The organism is Streptomyces sp. NPDC059895, from assembly GCF_042731035.1.
Taxonomy (GTDB): Bacteria; Actinomycetota; Actinomycetes; order Streptomycetales; family Streptomycetaceae; genus Streptomyces.
Genome location: NZ_JBHWKO010000011.1, coordinates 90,566 through 105,662, shown reverse-complemented (window position 1 = coordinate 105,662; position 15,097 = coordinate 90,566). Strand labels below are relative to the sequence as shown.

10 protein-coding genes are annotated in these 15,097 nt (G+C 72.1%); 2 read left to right on the top strand and 8 right to left on the bottom strand.

Annotation, left to right across the window (positions count from 1 at the left end; all coding sequences use genetic code 11):
* Genes pgi through tkt form a run of 5 tightly spaced genes read right to left on the bottom strand, consistent with a single transcriptional unit; the run spans window position 1 to window position 7,389 of the window.
* Window positions 1-1,683, bottom strand: a complete 1,683-nt coding sequence (gene pgi / locus ACFV9M_RS15675) for a glucose-6-phosphate isomerase (protein WP_385075519.1) — start codon at window positions 1,681-1,683, stop codon at window positions 1-3.
* A gap of 1 nt (window position 1,684) precedes the next feature.
* Window positions 1,685-2,611, bottom strand: coding sequence for a glucose-6-phosphate dehydrogenase assembly protein OpcA (opcA, locus tag ACFV9M_RS15670; RefSeq protein ID WP_385075516.1), 927 nt, complete (start codon window positions 2,609-2,611; stop codon window positions 1,685-1,687).
* Entirely contained in the window at window positions 2,608-4,152 is a 1,545-nt protein-coding gene (gene zwf, locus ACFV9M_RS15665; protein WP_385075514.1) for a glucose-6-phosphate dehydrogenase, read from the bottom strand. Before zwf ends, opcA begins: the two co-directional genes overlap by 4 nt.
* Entirely contained in the window at window positions 4,149-5,294 is a 1,146-nt protein-coding gene (tal, locus tag ACFV9M_RS15660; protein WP_385075512.1) for a transaldolase, read from the bottom strand. The genes zwf and tal overlap by 4 nt, the downstream gene beginning before the upstream one ends.
* A gap of 19 nt (window positions 5,295-5,313) precedes the next feature.
* Window positions 5,314-7,389: a transketolase gene (gene tkt / locus ACFV9M_RS15655; protein ID WP_385075510.1), complete on the bottom strand. Its 2,076-nt coding sequence runs from the start codon at window positions 7,387-7,389 to the stop codon at window positions 5,314-5,316.
* Window positions 7,390-7,545: 156 nt separating this feature from the next.
* On the opposite strand from tkt, the gene ACFV9M_RS15650 reads away from it, so the two are divergent.
* Complete coding sequence (locus tag ACFV9M_RS15650) at window positions 7,546-8,445, top strand: helix-turn-helix domain-containing protein (protein ID WP_385075507.1); 900 nt, start codon at window positions 7,546-7,548, stop codon at window positions 8,443-8,445.
* 37 nt (window positions 8,446-8,482) lie between these two features.
* Here the strand turns inward: ACFV9M_RS15650 and ACFV9M_RS15645 are convergent, their stop codons facing one another.
* A complete protein-coding gene (locus ACFV9M_RS15645) occupies window positions 8,483-9,889 on the bottom strand; it encodes a glycoside hydrolase family 16 protein (protein WP_385075504.1) in 1,407 nt (468 codons plus the stop codon).
* A gap of 185 nt (window positions 9,890-10,074) precedes the next feature.
* Window positions 10,075-12,486: an ATP-binding protein gene (locus ACFV9M_RS15640; RefSeq protein ID WP_385075501.1), complete on the bottom strand. Its 2,412-nt coding sequence runs from the start codon at window positions 12,484-12,486 to the stop codon at window positions 10,075-10,077.
* Between the two features lie 452 nt (window positions 12,487-12,938).
* Here ACFV9M_RS15640 and ACFV9M_RS15635 point away from each other — a divergent pair, with 452 nt between their 5' ends.
* Window positions 12,939-13,631, top strand: a complete 693-nt coding sequence (locus ACFV9M_RS15635) for a DUF4232 domain-containing protein (RefSeq protein ID WP_385075498.1) — start codon at window positions 12,939-12,941, stop codon at window positions 13,629-13,631.
* 59 nt (window positions 13,632-13,690) lie between these two features.
* Here ACFV9M_RS15635 and ACFV9M_RS15630 read toward each other — a convergent pair whose 3' ends face one another.
* Window positions 13,691-14,998 carry an Ig-like domain-containing protein gene (locus tag ACFV9M_RS15630; protein ID WP_385075495.1) on the bottom strand — a complete coding sequence of 436 codons (1,308 nt, stop codon included), beginning with the start codon at window positions 14,996-14,998 and terminating at the stop codon, window positions 13,691-13,693.
* Window positions 14,999-15,097: the final 99 nt, after the last annotated feature.

The window sequence follows — 15,097 nt, the reverse complement described above, 5'->3', positions numbered from 1 at the left end:
TCAGTGCACTTCCTTCAGTTCGCGGTAGGCGGCCACGAGGGCGGCGGTGGAGGGGTCGAGACCGGGGACGTCCGCGCCCTCGGTGAGGGCGGGTTCGATGCGCTTGGCGAGGACCTTGCCGAGTTCGACGCCCCACTGGTCGAAGGAGTCGATGTTCCAGAGGGCGCCCTGCACGAACACCTTGTGCTCGTAGAGGGCGACGAGCTGGCCGAGCACCGAGGGGGTCAGCTCGGTGGCGAGGATGGTGGTGGTGGGGTGGCCGCCGCGGAAGGTCTTGTGGGCGACCAGTTCCTCGGGCACGCCCTCGGCGCGCACCTCCTCGGGGGTCTTGCCGAAGGCGAGGGCCTGGGTCTGGGCGAAGAAGTTGGCCATCAGCAGGTCGTGCTGCGCCTTGAGCCCGTCGCTCAGCTCGTCCACGGGGCGGGCGAAGCCGATGAAGTCGGCCGGGATCAGCTTGGTGCCCTGGTGGATCAACTGGTAGTAGGCGTGCTGCCCGTTGGTGCCCGGGGTGCCCCACACGACGGGGCCGGTCTGCCACTCCACGGGAAGGCCGTCGCGGTCCACCGACTTGCCGTTGGACTCCATGTCCAGCTGCTGGAGGTAGGCGGTGAACTTCGACAGGTAGTGCGAGTACGGCAGGACCGCGTGCGCCTGGGCGTCGTGGAAGTTGCCGTACCAGACGCCCAGCAGACCCAGCAGCAGCGGGGCGTTGGCCTCGGCGGGCGCGGTGCGGAAGTGCTCGTCGACGGTGTGGAAGCCGTCCAGCATCTCCCGGAACCGCTCCGGGCCGATCGCGATCATCAGGGAGAGGCCGATCGCGGAGTCGTAGGAGTAGCGGCCGCCGACCCAGTCCCAGAACTCGAACATGTTGTCCGGGTCGATGCCGAACCCGGTGACCTTCTCCGCGTTCGTCGACAGCGCCACGAAGTGCTTCGCGACCGCCTTCTCTCCCCCACTCTCGGCTTCGCTCGAGCGGGAGGTGCCCCCGTCGCCGAGTCCGTCCAGCAGCCAGGTGCGGGCCGAGGTGGCGTTGGTGATGGTCTCGATGGTGGTGAACGTCTTGGACGCGACGATGAACAGCGTCTCGGCCGGGTCCAGGTCGTGGACGGCCTCGTGCAGGTCGGCGCCGTCCACGTTGGAGACGAACCGGAAGGTGAGTGAGCGGTCGGTGTAGGCGCGCAGCACCTCGTAGGCCATCGCCGGGCCCAGGTCGGAACCGCCGATGCCGATGTTGACCACGGTGCGGATGCGCCGGCCGGTGTGCCCGGTCCAGGCACCGGAGCGGACCCGGTCGGCGAAGTCCGCCATCTTGTCCAGGACGGCGTGCACCGCGGGCACGACGTTCTCGCCGTCGACCTCGATCACCGCGTCCCGCGGGGCCCGCAACGCGGTGTGCAGCACGGCCCGCCGCTCGGTGGTGTTGATCCGCTCACCGCGGAACATGGCGTCCCGCAGCCCGAACACACCGGTGGCGGCGGCCAGTTCCCGCAGCAGGGCGAGGGTCTCGTCGGTGATCAGGTTCTTGGAGTAGTCGATGCGCAGGTCACCGACGCGCGCGACGTACCGTTCCGCGCGCCCGGGATCCGCCGCGAACAGCTCGCGCAGGTGCGGCAGCCCCTGGGCGCGGTGGTCCTCCAGGGCGGCCCACTCGGGCCGTCGGGTGAGCCGGGGGGTGTCGGACATCTCAGCCGTTCTCCTTGGTGCCCTCGCCGCGCAGGGCGACGGCGTACATCTCGTCCGCGTCGAGGCGCCTGAGCTCCTCGGCGATCAGTTCGGAGGTGGAGCGGACCTTCAGCGCCAGGGTGCGCGACGGCTGGCCGGGCAGGGTCAGCGTGGCCAGCGGGCCCTCGGGGCGGTCGATGACGATCTCGCCGTTGTCGGTGCCGAGCCGTACGGCGGTGACGACCGGGCCCGCCGTCTCGACCCGCTCGACCGGGACGCCCAGGCGCGCCTCCAGCCAGCGGGCGAGCAGCTCAGCGCTCGGGTTCTCGGCCTCGCTCTCGACGGCCCCCGAGGTGATCGGCAGCCGCGCCTGGTCCAGGGCCGCCGCCAGCATCGACCGCCAGGGCGTCAGCCGGGTCCACGCGAGGTCGGTGTCGCCGGGCGCGTAGGACTCCCGCCGGACCTCCAGCGCGGCCAGCGGCCGCTCCACGGCGTACATGTCGGTGATCCGGCGCTGGGCCAGCGCGCCGAGGGGGTCCTTGGCGGGGTTCTCGGGCGCGTCCACCGGCCACCACACGACGACCGGCGCGTCGGGGAGCAGCAGCGGCAGGACGACGGAGTCGGCGTGGTCGGACACCTCGCCGTAGGTCCGCAGGATGACCGTCTCGCCGGTGCCGGCCTCGGAGCCCACCCGCACCTCGGCGTCCAGCCGCGACTGCGTGCGCTCCCGCGGGGTGCGGGCGTGCCGCTTGATGACGACCAGGGTGCGCGAGGGGTGCTCGTGCGAGGCCTCCTCGGCCGCCTTGTAGGCGTCGTAGGCGTTCTCCTCGTCCGTGACGATGACCATCGTCAGGACCATGCCCACGGCCGGTGTGCCGATGGCGCGGCGGCCCTGCACCAGCGCCTTGTTGATCTTGCTTGCCGTGGTGTCGGTCAGGTCGATCTTCATGGCCTGCGCCAGCTCCGTCCGTCTCGTGCGAGCATCTCGTCGGCTTCCTCGGGGCCCCAGCTGCCCGCCGGGTACGTGGCCGGCCTGCCGTGCGTGCCCCAGTGGTCCTCGATCGGGTCGAGGATCTTCCAGGACTCCTCCACCTCCTGGTGGCGCGGGAACAGGTTGGCGTCGCCGAGCAGCACGTCCAGGATGAGGCGTTCGTACGCCTCGGGGCTGGACTCCGTGAAGGACTCGCCGTACGCGAAGTCCATCGTCACGTCCCGGATCTCCATGGAGGTGCCCGGCACCTTGGAGCCGAAGCGGACCGTGACGCCCTCGTCGGGCTGGACGCGGATCACGATGGCGTTCTGGCCGAGTTCCTCGGTGGCCGTCGTGTCGAACGGGGAGTGCGGCGCCCGCTGGAAGACCACCGCGATCTCGGTGACCCGGCGGCCCAGGCGCTTGCCGGTGCGCAGGTAGTAGGGGACGCCCGCCCAGCGGCGGTTGTCGACGTTCAGCCGGACGGCCGCGTACGTGTCCGTCGTGGAGGCGGGGTCGATACCGTCCTCCTCCAGGTAGCCGCGCACCTTCTCGCCGCCCTGCCAGGCGCCCGCGTACTGCGCCCGCACGGTGTGCTCGCCGAGGTCGTCCGGGAGCTTCACGGCCTTGAGGACCTTCAGCTTCTCGGTGAGCAGCGAGTCCGCGTCGAAGGAGGCGGGCTCCTCCATCGCGGTGAGCGCCATCAGCTGGAGCAGGTGGTTCTGGATGACGTCACGGGCCGAACCGATGCCGTCGTAGTAGCCCGCGCGGCCGCCGATGCCGATGTCCTCGGCCATCGTGATCTGCACGTGGTCCACGTACGAGCGGTTCCAGATCGGCTCGAACATCTGGTTGGCGAAGCGCAGCGCCAGGATGTTCTGGACGGTCTCCTTGCCCAGGTAGTGGTCGATGCGGAACACCTGGTCGGGCTCGAACACGTCGTGCACGATCGCGTTCAGCTCCCGGGCGCTCGCCAGGTCGTGGCCGAACGGCTTCTCGATGACCGCCCGCCGCCACGAGCCCTCGGGCGCGTTGGCCAGGCCGTGCTTCTTCAGCTGCTCGACGACCTTCGGGAAGAACTTCGGCGGCACGGACAGGTAGAAGGCGAAGTTGCCGCCGGTGCCGCGGGAGGCGTTCAGTTCCTCGACCGCGTCGCGCAGCTGCTTGAACGCCGTGTCGTCGTCGAAGTCGCCGGGGACGAACCGCATGCCCTCGGCGAGCTGCTGCCAGACCTCCTCGCGGAACGGCGTCCGCGCGTGCTCGCGCACCGCGTCGTGGACGACCTGCGCGAAGTCCTGGTCCGCCCAGTCGCGGCGGGCGAAGCCGACGAGCGAGAAGCCCGGCGGCAGCAGACCCCGGTTGGCGAGGTCGTAGACGGCCGGCATCAGCTTCTTGCGGGACAGGTCGCCGGTCACGCCGAAGATGACGAGCCCGGACGGTCCGGCGATCCGGGGCAGGCGCCGGTCGCGAGGGTCCCGCAGTGCGTTCACCCAGGTACCGGCGGTGGGTGCCGTGCTCATTCCGCGTCAACTCCCTTGCTGTTCAGCGACTTCGTGACCGCGTCCAGGAGGTCCTGCCACGCGGCCTCGAACTTGGCGACACCCTCGTCCTCCAACCGGGTGACGACCTCGTCGTAGGAGATGCCGAGCGCCTCCACCGCGGCGAGGTCGGCGCGGGCCTGGGCGTAGCCGCCCGTCACCGTGTCGCCGGTGATCGCGCCGTGGTCGGCGACGGCGTCGAGGGTGGCCTCCGGCATGGTGTTCACGGTGCCCGGTGCGACCAAATCGTCGACGTACAGAGTGTCCTTGTACGCCGGGTCCTTCACCCCGGTGGACGCCCACAGCGGACGCTGCTTGTTGGCCCTGGCTCCGGCGAGGGCCGTCCAGCGGTCGCCCGCGAAGACCTCCTCGTACGCCGCGTAGGCGAGGCGGGCGTTGGCGAGCGCCGCCCGTCCCTTCAGCGCCAGGGCGGCGTCGGTGCCGAGGACGGTCAGACGCTTGTCGATCTCGGCATCGACGCGGGAGACGAAGAAGGAGGCGACGGAGTGGATCGCCGACAGGTCCCGGCCCGCCGCCTGCGCCTTCTCCAGACCGGCCAGGTAGGCGTCCATCACCTCGCGGTAGCGCTCCAGCGAGAAGATCAGCGTGACGTTGACGCTGATGCCGAGCCCGACGACCTCGGTGATCGCCGGGAGTCCGGCCTTCGTCGCCGGGATCTTGATCATGACGTTGGGGCGGTCGACGAGCCAGGCGAGCTGCTTGGCCTCGGCGATCGTGGCCGCCGTGCGGTGGGCGAGGCGGGGGTCGACCTCGATGGAGACCCGGCCGTCCCGGCCGCCCGTGGCGGTGTGCACCGGACGCAGGACGTCGGCGGCCGCCCGCACGTCGGCGGTCGTCATCATCCGTACGGCCTCGTCGACCGTGACGCCCCGCTCCGCCAGCTCGGCGAGCTGCTCCTCGTAGCCCTCACCGGAGCCGATGGCGGCCTGGAAGATGGACGGGTTGGTGGTGACGCCCACGACGTGCCGGCCGGCGACGAGTCCGGCGAGGTTGCCGGACGTGATCCGCTTGCGCGACAGGTCGTCCAGCCAGATCGACACGCCTTCGTCGGAGAGGCGCTTGAGTGCTCCCGCGGAGGCGGATGCTTCGGTCACAATGATCATCTTCTTTCTGGCGATCGGATCAACCACGCGCGGCGGCCAGTGATTCCGTGGCTGCTGCGGCGACGTTCTCGGCGGTGAAGCCGTACTCGGCGAACAGGGTCCCGGCGTCGGCGGAGGCGCCGAAGTGGTCGAGGGAGACGATGCGTCCCGCGTCCCCCACGAAGCGGTACCACGTCAGGGCGATGCCCGCCTCGACGGCGACGCGGGCCTTCACCGACGGCGGAAGGACGCTGTCGCGGTAGGCGGCCGGCTGCTCCTCGAACCACTCCACGGACGGCATCGACACCACCCGTGTGCCGATCCCCTCGGCCTCCAGCAGTTCCCGGGCGGCCACGGCGAGCCGGACCTCGGAGCCGGTGGCGATCAGGACGACGTCCGGGGTGGCCGTCGAGGACTCGGCCAGCACGTAGCCGCCGCGTGCCGCGTCCTCGTTCGGCGCGTACGTCGGCACGCCCTGCCGGGTCAGCGCGAGGCCGTGCGGGGCGGGCTTGGTGGAGTGGCGGCGGAGGATCTCGGCCCAGGCGATCGCGGTCTCGTTGGCGTCGGCCGGGCGGACCACGTTCAGGCCGGGGATGGCGCGCAGGGAGGCGAGGTGTTCGACGGGCTGGTGGGTGGGGCCGTCCTCGCCCAGGCCGATGGAGTCGTGGGTCCACACGTAGGTCACCGGCAGCTGCATCAGCGCGGACATGCGGACCGCGTTGCGCATGTAGTCGGAGAAGACGAGGAAGGTGCCGCCGTAGACGCGGGTGTTGCCGTGCAGGGCGATGCCGTTCATCTCCGCGGCCATCGCGAACTCGCGGATGCCGAAGTGGACGGTACGGCCGTAGGGGTCCGCCTCCGGCAGCGGGTTGCCCGCGGGGAGGAAGGACGACGTCTTGTCGATGGTGGTGTTGTTGGAGCCGGCCAGGTCGGCGGAGCCGCCCCACAGCTCGGGGATCACCGCGCCGAGCGCCTGGAGCACCTTCCCGGAGGCCGCGCGGGTGGCGACCGACCTGCCGGGCTCGAAGACCGGCAGCGTCTCCTCCCAGCCCTCCGGGAGCCGGCCCGCGACGACCCGGTCGAACAGCTCCGCCCGCTGCGGCTGGGCGTCGCGCCAGGCGGCGACCCGCTTGTCCCAGGCGGCGTGCGCCTCGGCGCCCCGGTCGAGGGCGGCCCGGGTGTGGGCGAGGACCTCGTCGGCGACCTCGAAGGTCTTCTCCGGGTCGAAGCCGAGGACGCGCTTGGTGGCGGCGACCTCGTCCTCGCCGAGCGCGGAGCCGTGGGAGGCCTCGGTGTTCCGCGCGTTCGGGGCCGGCCAGGCGATGATCGTGCGCATGCCGATGATGGAGGGCCGCCCGGTCTCCGCCCGCGCCGCCTCCAGCGCCGTGTACAGGGCGTGGACGTCGATGTCGCCGTTCCCGGCGGGCTCGATGCGCTGGGTGTGCCACCCGTAGGCCTCGTACCGCTTGAGGACGTCCTCGGAGAAGGCGGTCGCGGTGTCGCCCTCGATGGAGATGTGGTTGTCGTCGTAGAGGAGGACGAGGTTGCCGAGCCGCTGGTGGCCGGCGAGGGAGGAGGCCTCGGCGGAGACGCCCTCCTGGAGGTCGCCGTCGGAGACGATCGCCCAGACGGTGTGGTCGAAGGGCGACTCGCCCTCGGCGGCGTCCGGGTCGAACAGGCCGCGCTCGTAGCGGGCGGCCATCGCCATGCCGACGGCGTTGGCCAGACCCTGGCCCAGCGGGCCGGTGGTGGTCTCGACGCCGGCCGTGTGCCCGTACTCGGGGTGACCGGGCGTCTTCGACCCGTGCGTGCGGAACGCCTTCAGGTCGTCCAGCTCCAGCTCGTAGCCGGCCAGGTGGAGCTGGGTGTACAGGGTCAGCGAGGTGTGGCCGGGGGAGAGGACGAAGCGGTCACGTCCCGTCCACTCGGGATCCGCGGGATCGTGCCGCATCACCTTCTGAAAGATCGTGTACGCGGCGGGCGCCAGGCTCATGGCGGTGCCGGGGTGGCCGTTGCCCACCTTCTGCACGGCATCCGCGGCCAGAAGGCGCGCGGTGTCGACGGCACGCCGGTCGAGTTCGGTCCATTCGAAACTGTCCGGTGTCTGCGTGCTCATCTTCAAGAAGTCCTCGGTCCGAGCGAAGCTGCTGGTCTGACGCGTTCAAAAGTAAAAGTCTGACTTTTTCCAAGGAAGGTCCGTGTGTGTCAGGCTGTGGTGAAAGTGGGACACCCCGGTGGGTCCGGGGCGCGGACGAGGCGGCACGGGACGGACATGGCGGACACAACGGTCGAGGACGGCGGCGGGATCGGCGGTGGGATCAGAACCTTCCCCTTCCCGGTCGACCGCAGCGTCGGCGGTGTGGGCATGCAGGTCGGCCCGATGGGCACCGGCCGCACCTGGCACGCCGACGTACCCCTGGACCGGGTGCACCGGATCGACTTCCACGTCGTACTGCTCTTCACCGATGGTCCCGTCCGCCACATGGTCGACTTCACCGAGTACGAGGCGGCGGCGGGTGACGTGCTGTGGATCCGCCCGGGTCAGGTCCACCGCCTCTCGAAGTCGAGCGAGTACCGCGGAACCGTCCTCACCATGCAACCCGGCTTCCTGCCCCGCGCCACGGTCGAGGCCACCGGCCTGTACCGCTACGACCTGGCGCCCCTGCTCCACCCCGACACGGCCCAGTGGGACGGCCTGCGCGCGGCCCTCGCCCAGCTGCGACGCGAGTACGAGGACGACACCACCCTGCCCCCGAGTCTGCACACCGCGGTGCTGCGGCACTCGCTGACCGCGTTCCTGCTGCGCCTGGCGCACCTGGCGGCCAGCTCCGCGGAGGCGGCCCGCCACCGGGCCGACACCACCTTCAGCCTGTTCCGGGACGCCGTGGAGCGCGGCTTCGCCACCAACCACAGCGTCAGCGCCTACGCCGACGCGCTCGGCTACTCCCGCCGCACCCTGGTGCGGGCGGTGCGTGCCGCGACCGGAGAGACGCCCAAGGGCTTCATCGACAAGCGGGTCGTGCTGGAGGCGAAGCGGCTGCTGGCCCACACCGAACTGCCGATCGGCCGGGTCGGCGCGGCGGTGGGCTTCCCCGACCCGGCGAACTTCTCCAAGTTCTTCCACCAGCACACGGACACGACTCCGGCGGCGTTCCGCGCGGAACTGCGCTGAACGCCGCCGGGCCGGTCCCTGTGCCTGTCCGCGCTTGTCAGTGGCCGAAGTCGAACCAGTTCACGTTGACGAAGTCCGACGGCTGACCGCTGGTGAAGGTCAGGTAGACGTCGTGGGTGCCGGTGACCGAGGTGATGTTCGCCGGAATGGTCCGCCACGACTGCCAGCCGCCCGTGGAGGCCACCGCGAAGCTGCCGACGGGCGCGTTGCTCCGGCTGTCCAGGCGGACCTCGACCAGCCCGCTCACGCCGGTCGCCGCCCCGCTCGCGACCCGGCCGCGGAACTGGGTGGCCGCAGTGGAGCCGAAGTCCACGCCCTTGAAGAGCGCCCAGTCGCCGTTGGCGAGGGAGCCGATGTTCTGCCCGCCGCCGGTGTCGGTGGTGGTCTCGGTGCTCACGCCGGACTGGCCGTCGTAGGACTCGGCCTGGACGGCGGCGTAGGCGTCACGGCCGCCGGTCGGGGGAGGCGTGGTGCCGCCCCCGCCGCCCGAGGCCTGGAGCACCTGCACGTAGTCCACCACCATGGGGACGCCGGAGCGGGTGTCGGCGTCGAGGCCGCCGCCGAAGGCGTCCGGGAAGCCGCCGCCCATCGCCACGTTCAGGATGATGAAGAAGCCGTGGTCGGTGGCGTTGTTCCAGGTCGTGGCGTCGACCTGGGCGGCGGTGACGGTGTGGAAGTTCACGCCGTCGACGGAGAAGCGGATCGCCTCGGGGCTCACCGAGCGGTCCCACTCCAGGGTGTAGGTGTGGAAGCCGGACTGGCAGGTGGTGTTCGGACACGTGGTGGTGTTGCCGATGCCGCTGGTCTCGTTGCACGGGCCGCCGGGGCTGGTGCCGCAGTGGATCGTCGCCCACACCTGGTTCAGGCCCTGGACGTTCTCCATGATGTCCAGTTCGCCGACGGACGGCCAGTTCTGGTAGTTGCCGCGGTAGGGGGCGCCCAGCATCCAGAACGCCGGCCAGTAGCCCTCGGCCGCCGTGCCGGTGACGTTCGGCATCTGCAGCCGGGCCTCCACGCGCAGCTTGCCGCCGGCCGGGGGCTGGAAGTCGGTGCGGTTGGTCTCGACGCGGCCCGAGGTCCAGCGGCCGGCGGAGTCGCGCAGCGGTGTGATGCGCAGGTTGCCGTTGCCGTCGAGCGAGACGTTGCTGGTGCTGTTCGTCATCGTCTCGACCTCGCCGGTGCCCCAGTTGGCGGGGCCTCCCGGATACGAGGTGCCGGTGGCGTACTGCCAGTCGGCGGTGTTGACGCCGGTGCCCGCGGCGCCGTCGAAGTCGTCCAGGAAGACCTGCGTCCAGCCCGAGGGGGGCGTGGGCGCGGAGGCGTTCGCGGACGGGGAGGCGACCGTGGCCGCGGCCGCCGCGAGGGCGAGCGTGCCGACGGCGGCGACGAGCGCCCGCCGGAGCGGGCGCCGCCGTCTGCGGGGGGTGCCGGAGGTTTCACTCATGGGGTGTGCCTCTCGGGTACGGAAGTGGGGGTGTGCGGGGGCTTCGGGCAGCGCTCCGGGGACGTTCTGAGAGCGCTCTCAAAGTGGCCCCAATGTGCTCCCGGGGGCAGCGGCCGTCAAGAGGTGAAACAGGGAAAGTCCGTTCCCTGTAAGTGAGTTCACTCCGTGAATGGGGGCGAAGTGCCCTAGGTGTGCCGGCCGGCGGTCGGTTCGTCGCGTGCCAGTGCGGAGGCGGCGTCGCCCTGGAGCGGGCTCCTCAGCGCGGCGAGGGCGTCCCGGGCCGCGAGCAGGGTCGCGCGGGCCTCCGGATGACGCAGCGCGCTGAGGACGCGGCCCAGGTCGAGCCGGGCCGGTTCGGTCCAGGCCGGGGTCTGCGCGGCCTCGAAGTGCGCCAGGGCCCGGCGCAGCGGCGCCTCCGCCTCGTGCCATCGGCCCAGGGCCGCCAGGTCGTTCCCGATCTGCTGCTGGGCGACGGCCTGGTACATCGCGATCAGCTCGGCGGGCAGCCACGAGATCCCGGCACCGCAGATCTGCGCACTGCGGCGGTGGATGTCCAGGGCCTCGCCCGCCCGGCCGGCCTGGCGCAGGTAGGCGCCCAGGGAGTTGAGGACCGTGAGCTCGGCCAGCCGGGCCTGCGGGGAGGCCAGCGCGCCGAGGCGGCGGGCAGCCTCGCGCAGGCGCGCATGAGCTTCTTCCGCCCTGCCCAGCCGGTGCAGGGCCCCGGCACCGTAGCCGAGCGCCCAGCCCACCTGGAGCCCGTCCTCGCCGGCACGGGCCGCCACGAGCGCGGCGTCGGCGGTCGTCAGGGCGGCGTGGGGATCTTGGACGCAGAGGTTGTACGCCCAGGCGAGGTAGTTCAGGTGGGCCGCCTCCTCCCGTGTGCTGCCCAGGGCACGGGCCGCGTCGGCGGAGCGCCGGAACACCTCCACCCACAGCTCCCAGTGCTGGTTGAGGTCGGAGAACCAGTGCATCGCCTCCGCCGTGTCCACGACCTGCCGGTGGTGACCGGTGTCGTGAGCACGACGCAGTGCGGCGAGCCACTGGAGACGTTCGGCCTCCAGCCAGGCCCGTGCCTCCTCCCGGCCGACGGGCGCTGTGGCGGGATCCGGGTCGCCGTGCGGGGCGTCCTGGTGGTGTTCGACATCGAAGCGGAGGGCGGCGGCAGTGGCCCGGCGCAGCGTCCACCGGGCGGCCCGGTCCAGCGCGGCGTCCCGCTCCCGCGGACCGTCCTCGGCTTCCGTCCGCTCGACGGCGTACAGCTTGAGCAGGTCGTGGAACCGGTGGCGCTCGGCGGCGGGGTCGCTCTGCAGCAGCCCGGCATCGGTCAGTTCCTCGGCGCAGGCGACCGCGTCGGCGTACGGCAGGTCGGCCAGGAGCGCCACGGTCTCGGGGCTGAAGTCGGGTCCGGCGGCCAGCGAGGCGCGGCGCAGGAAGGTCCGTGTCCTCGGCGGCAGCTGACGGTACGACAGCGTGAAGGCGGCGCGCACCCGCAGATCCCCGGCCTCGAGGCCGTCCAGCCGCCGCCCCTCGGCGGCGAGCCGGGCGACGAGCTTGCCGAGGCGCTCGTGCGGCCTGCTCAGGAGTCGCTGGCCCGCGATCCGGACGGCCAGCGGCAGGTGTCCGCACAGGTCGGCCAGGTCGCGGGCGGCCTGGGCCTCCGCCCGGACCCGTTCCGGGCCGACGATGCGGGTGAGGAGTTCGACCGCTTCCTCGCGCCGCAGCAGGGCCAGGTCGGTCCGGTGCACCGATTCCAGGCCCGCCAGGGCGTTCCTGCTGGTGACGATCGTCAGCGACGGCCCGTCGCCGGGCAGCAGGGGGCGGACCTGGGACGCGTCGGCGGCGTTGTCCAGCAGCAGGAGCACACGCCGGTCACCGGCCAGGGACCGCCACAGGCCGGACCGGTCGTCCGTATCGGCCGGGATGGCGGCGTCGGCGACTCCCGACGCCCGCAGCAGCCTGGCGAGCGCGTCGCGCGGTGTGGTCGGCTCGGGATCCATGCCGTGCAGGTCGAGGGCGTACTGCCCGTCCGGGAAGCGCGGCGCGAGCCGATGCGCGGCGTGCACCGCGAATGCGGTCTTGCCCAGACCCGGCTGGCCCGCGACCACGTTCACGACCGCACGGGTGGGGCCGGCGCGTTCGGCCAGGTCCAGGAGGCGGGCGAGGGCCGGGCCGCGGGCCGTGAAGTCGTGGATGTCGCGCGGCAGGGCCAAGGTGGTGTGGACGCTCGGTCCGGCGCCCGGTCCGGCGCCTGGTCCGGCGCCTGGTGCGGCGGCCGGTCGGGCGCCTGGTGCGGCGCCTGGTGCGGCGGCCGGTCGGGCGCCTGGTGCGGCGGCCGGTCGGGCGGCCGTCCGAGGGCGGCCCAGGGCGGCGGCCTCCTCCAGCCGTCCGGCGGTGGCGTCGTCCAGTCCGAGTCCTTCGGCCAGGGCCCGCACGGTGCGGCGCTGCGGTCCGCGGGTCCGCCCGCGTTCCATGTCCGCCAACGCGCGCACGCTCACGCCGCAGACGTGGGCCAGCGCCTCCTGGCTGAGTCCGGCGCGTGTCCGCAGGGCGCGCAGCTGCTGCCCGAAGTCCCCCGTGGCGGGTGTGCCACTCCACACAGTCGATGTCCCCGATCCCCGGGCTCGTCCGCGTGCGAGCCCCGGCAGAAGTATCGCCGACGGCACTTCTGCCGGTGGAACCGCCTGGGCCGCCGGCTCGGGGCGTGATCGACTGAAGGCGGGTGAGGGACGGACCATGCGCTCCCGCCCCATGTGGTCCGCTGCCGCGCGGACCACCGGCCGTCACACGGGGGATCTCACATGAGCAGCACCACGGAGCGGTCCTCTGCACTGCGGGGACGCACGAGGCGTGCAGCCACGTGGCCTGCCGGCCGATGAACGACGGCCCGCACGCCGACGCGCGTCTCCACCCCGTCCGCACGTTCGTCCACCCGCCGCCGTCCGGTCGTCGTCCGGGCAAGGGCGGCTGAGAACCGCGGAACGGCGGCAGCCCGACAAACGGCCGACGGCAGCACGCCGCGGCCCCGCACCACTGACAGGGAACCATCTCCATGAACGCACTGCGTCACCGCTCCGCCCTGCTCGCCGTCGCGGGCACGGCAGTCCTCGCGCTGTCCCTGACCGCGTGCCAGGACGACACGGACGCCACGTCGGCGTCGGGGGCGACTGCTTCGGCGGCAGCCGAGGCGGCTCAGGGACAGGCGACCGGCTCCACGGCTGCGGCCGGCTCGGCGGCATCCGACGGGTCCTCCGACGCCGAGGCATCCACGGGATCCGCCGGCGCGAGCGGCTCCGGCACGACCGACGCACAGGCCTCCGCCACCACCCCGGTCTGCACCGCGGGCGACGTCGCCGTCACCGCCGCCCTCCAGGACGGCCCGCCCTACACCCACATCGTCCTGACGGCGAAGAACACCTCCGGCGGTTCCTGCCGGCTGACGGGCTTCCCGCACATCCAGTTCCTGGAGAGCCACAAGCAGGACGTCCCGGAGGTGGCCAAGAGCAAGCCGGCCGCGCCGGTCGTCCTCCAGGCGGGCGAACCGGCCTACGCCCTGGTGAAGCTCTCGGACGGCGGCACCGACGAGGACAACGAGCCCGTCTCGGCGTTCTCCGTCCAGCTCGACGGCGACTCCACCGTCATCGCCGTCACCGCGCCCGGCAGCGACGGCATCGCCGTCGACCCGGCGGCGGCCCTCACCGGCTACTGGACGCCCGAACTGCGCAACGACGCCGACGACTTCTAGGTCCTGCTGCCACCTTCCCGTCCTCGCCCGCAGGCGCGGACGGGAAGGTCACGACGGGTCTAGAGCGCGCTGCCCGCCTTCCAGTCGGCCCAGGACATGTTCCAGCCGTTGAGGCCGTTGCCCGGATCGACGGTGGACCTGGTCGAGTTCTCGACGACCACCACGTCGCCGAGCATCGAGCTCTCGTAGAACGCGTAGCCCGCCACGGAGCTGTCGGCCGCGCCCTGCGCGTCCCGCAGGCCGATGCAGCCGTGGCTGGTGTTCTCGCCGCCGAACACCGAGGCCGACGCCCAGTAGTTGCCGTGGATGAAGGTGCCGGAGGTGGTCAGGCGCTGGGCGTGCGGCACGTCCTCGATGTCGTACTCGTCGCCGAGGCCGATCGTGGAGGACTCCATCCGGGTCTCCCGGAACCGCTCGCTGATCACCATGATCCCGGACCAGGTGGGGTGCTCGGCGTCACCGCCGCTGACGGGATAGGTGGCGACGGTCGCGCCGCCCCGCCGCACCACCATCTCCTTCGCGGCGAGGTCCACCGTGCTGATCTGCTCGCGGCCGATGTGGAACGTGACGTCCTTCGACTGGGTGCCATAGACGCCGTTCGCGCCCTCGACGTCCTTCAGCCGCAGGGAGAGCGTGACGGTCGTGCCGGCCGCCCAGTACGTCTCGGGGCGGAAGTCCAGCCGGGTGTCGCTGAACCAGTGGCCCACGACCTCGACGGCCGGGGAGGCGGTCACCGTGATCGCCTTCTGCACGGCCGCCTTGTCCGTCACGGCGTGCGTGAAGTTGATCGACACCGGCATGCCGACGCCGGAGGTGGAGCCCGCCTCGGGGGTGAAGGCGCCGATGAAGGTCGCGCCGGGCGACTTGGTCTTGAAGGTCGTCGTCTGCGCCTCGGCGCCGTCCGCCTCCGCGGTGACCGTGTACTTGGTGCCCGAGGAGGGGTTGCGGGCCGACGTCCACCGGGTGCGGGTGTCGTCGTAGGAGCCCTTCAGGGTGGAGCCGTCGTTGCCGGTCACCGTCACGGAGGTGAGGGTGCCGTCCGTCACGGTCACCGTGACCGGGCCGGTGAAGGCGGCCTTCTTCGTGCCGTCGGCGGGGGAGACCGAGATCACCGGGGTCCGCTGCGTGGCGGTGGCCTGCGCGGTCGGGGTGTCCGTCGGCTGCGCCGCGTCCGCCTGCGCCGCTTCCGTCGTATGCGAGGCCTGGGCCGCCCGGGTCCCGGCCGTCTTCGCGGAGGTGTCCGCCGACGCCGTACCGCAGCCGGTCAGCGCGACGGCCGGTACGGCACCGAGCGCGGCCAGCACGCCACGCCGGGACCACCTCCCCGGCTGCTGCTCGGACCGGTTCGATATGTGCGGGACGCCCACGGTACGCCTTCCTCAGATGTCCATCTTTGCGCCTGCATCATGCGACTTCTTCCTGGGTGAATCCTGTGAATCGTCGGTAAGGAATCTGAGATTCCGGTG

What these genes read in the sequence shown, in the direction of transcription:
- ACFV9M_RS15650 (WP_385075507.1), top strand. Translation starts at nt 7,546, where the DNA reads ATGGCGGACACAACGGTCGAGGACGGCGGCGGGATCGGCGGTGGGATC.
- opcA (WP_385075516.1), bottom strand. Translation starts at nt 2,611, where the DNA reads ATGAAGATCGACCTGACCGACACCACGGCAAGCAAGATCAACAAGGCG.
- ACFV9M_RS15635 (WP_385075498.1), top strand. Translation starts at nt 12,939, where the DNA reads ATGAACGCACTGCGTCACCGCTCCGCCCTGCTCGCCGTCGCGGGCACG.
- pgi (WP_385075519.1), bottom strand. Translation starts at nt 1,683, where the DNA reads ATGTCCGACACCCCCCGGCTCACCCGACGGCCCGAGTGGGCCGCCCTG.
- ACFV9M_RS15645 (WP_385075504.1), bottom strand. Translation starts at nt 9,889, where the DNA reads ATGAGTGAAACCTCCGGCACCCCCCGCAGACGGCGGCGCCCGCTCCGG.
- tkt (WP_385075510.1), bottom strand. Translation starts at nt 7,389, where the DNA reads ATGAGCACGCAGACACCGGACAGTTTCGAATGGACCGAACTCGACCGG.
- tal (WP_385075512.1), bottom strand. Translation starts at nt 5,294, where the DNA reads ATGATCATTGTGACCGAAGCATCCGCCTCCGCGGGAGCACTCAAGCGC.
- zwf (WP_385075514.1), bottom strand. Translation starts at nt 4,152, where the DNA reads ATGAGCACGGCACCCACCGCCGGTACCTGGGTGAACGCACTGCGGGAC.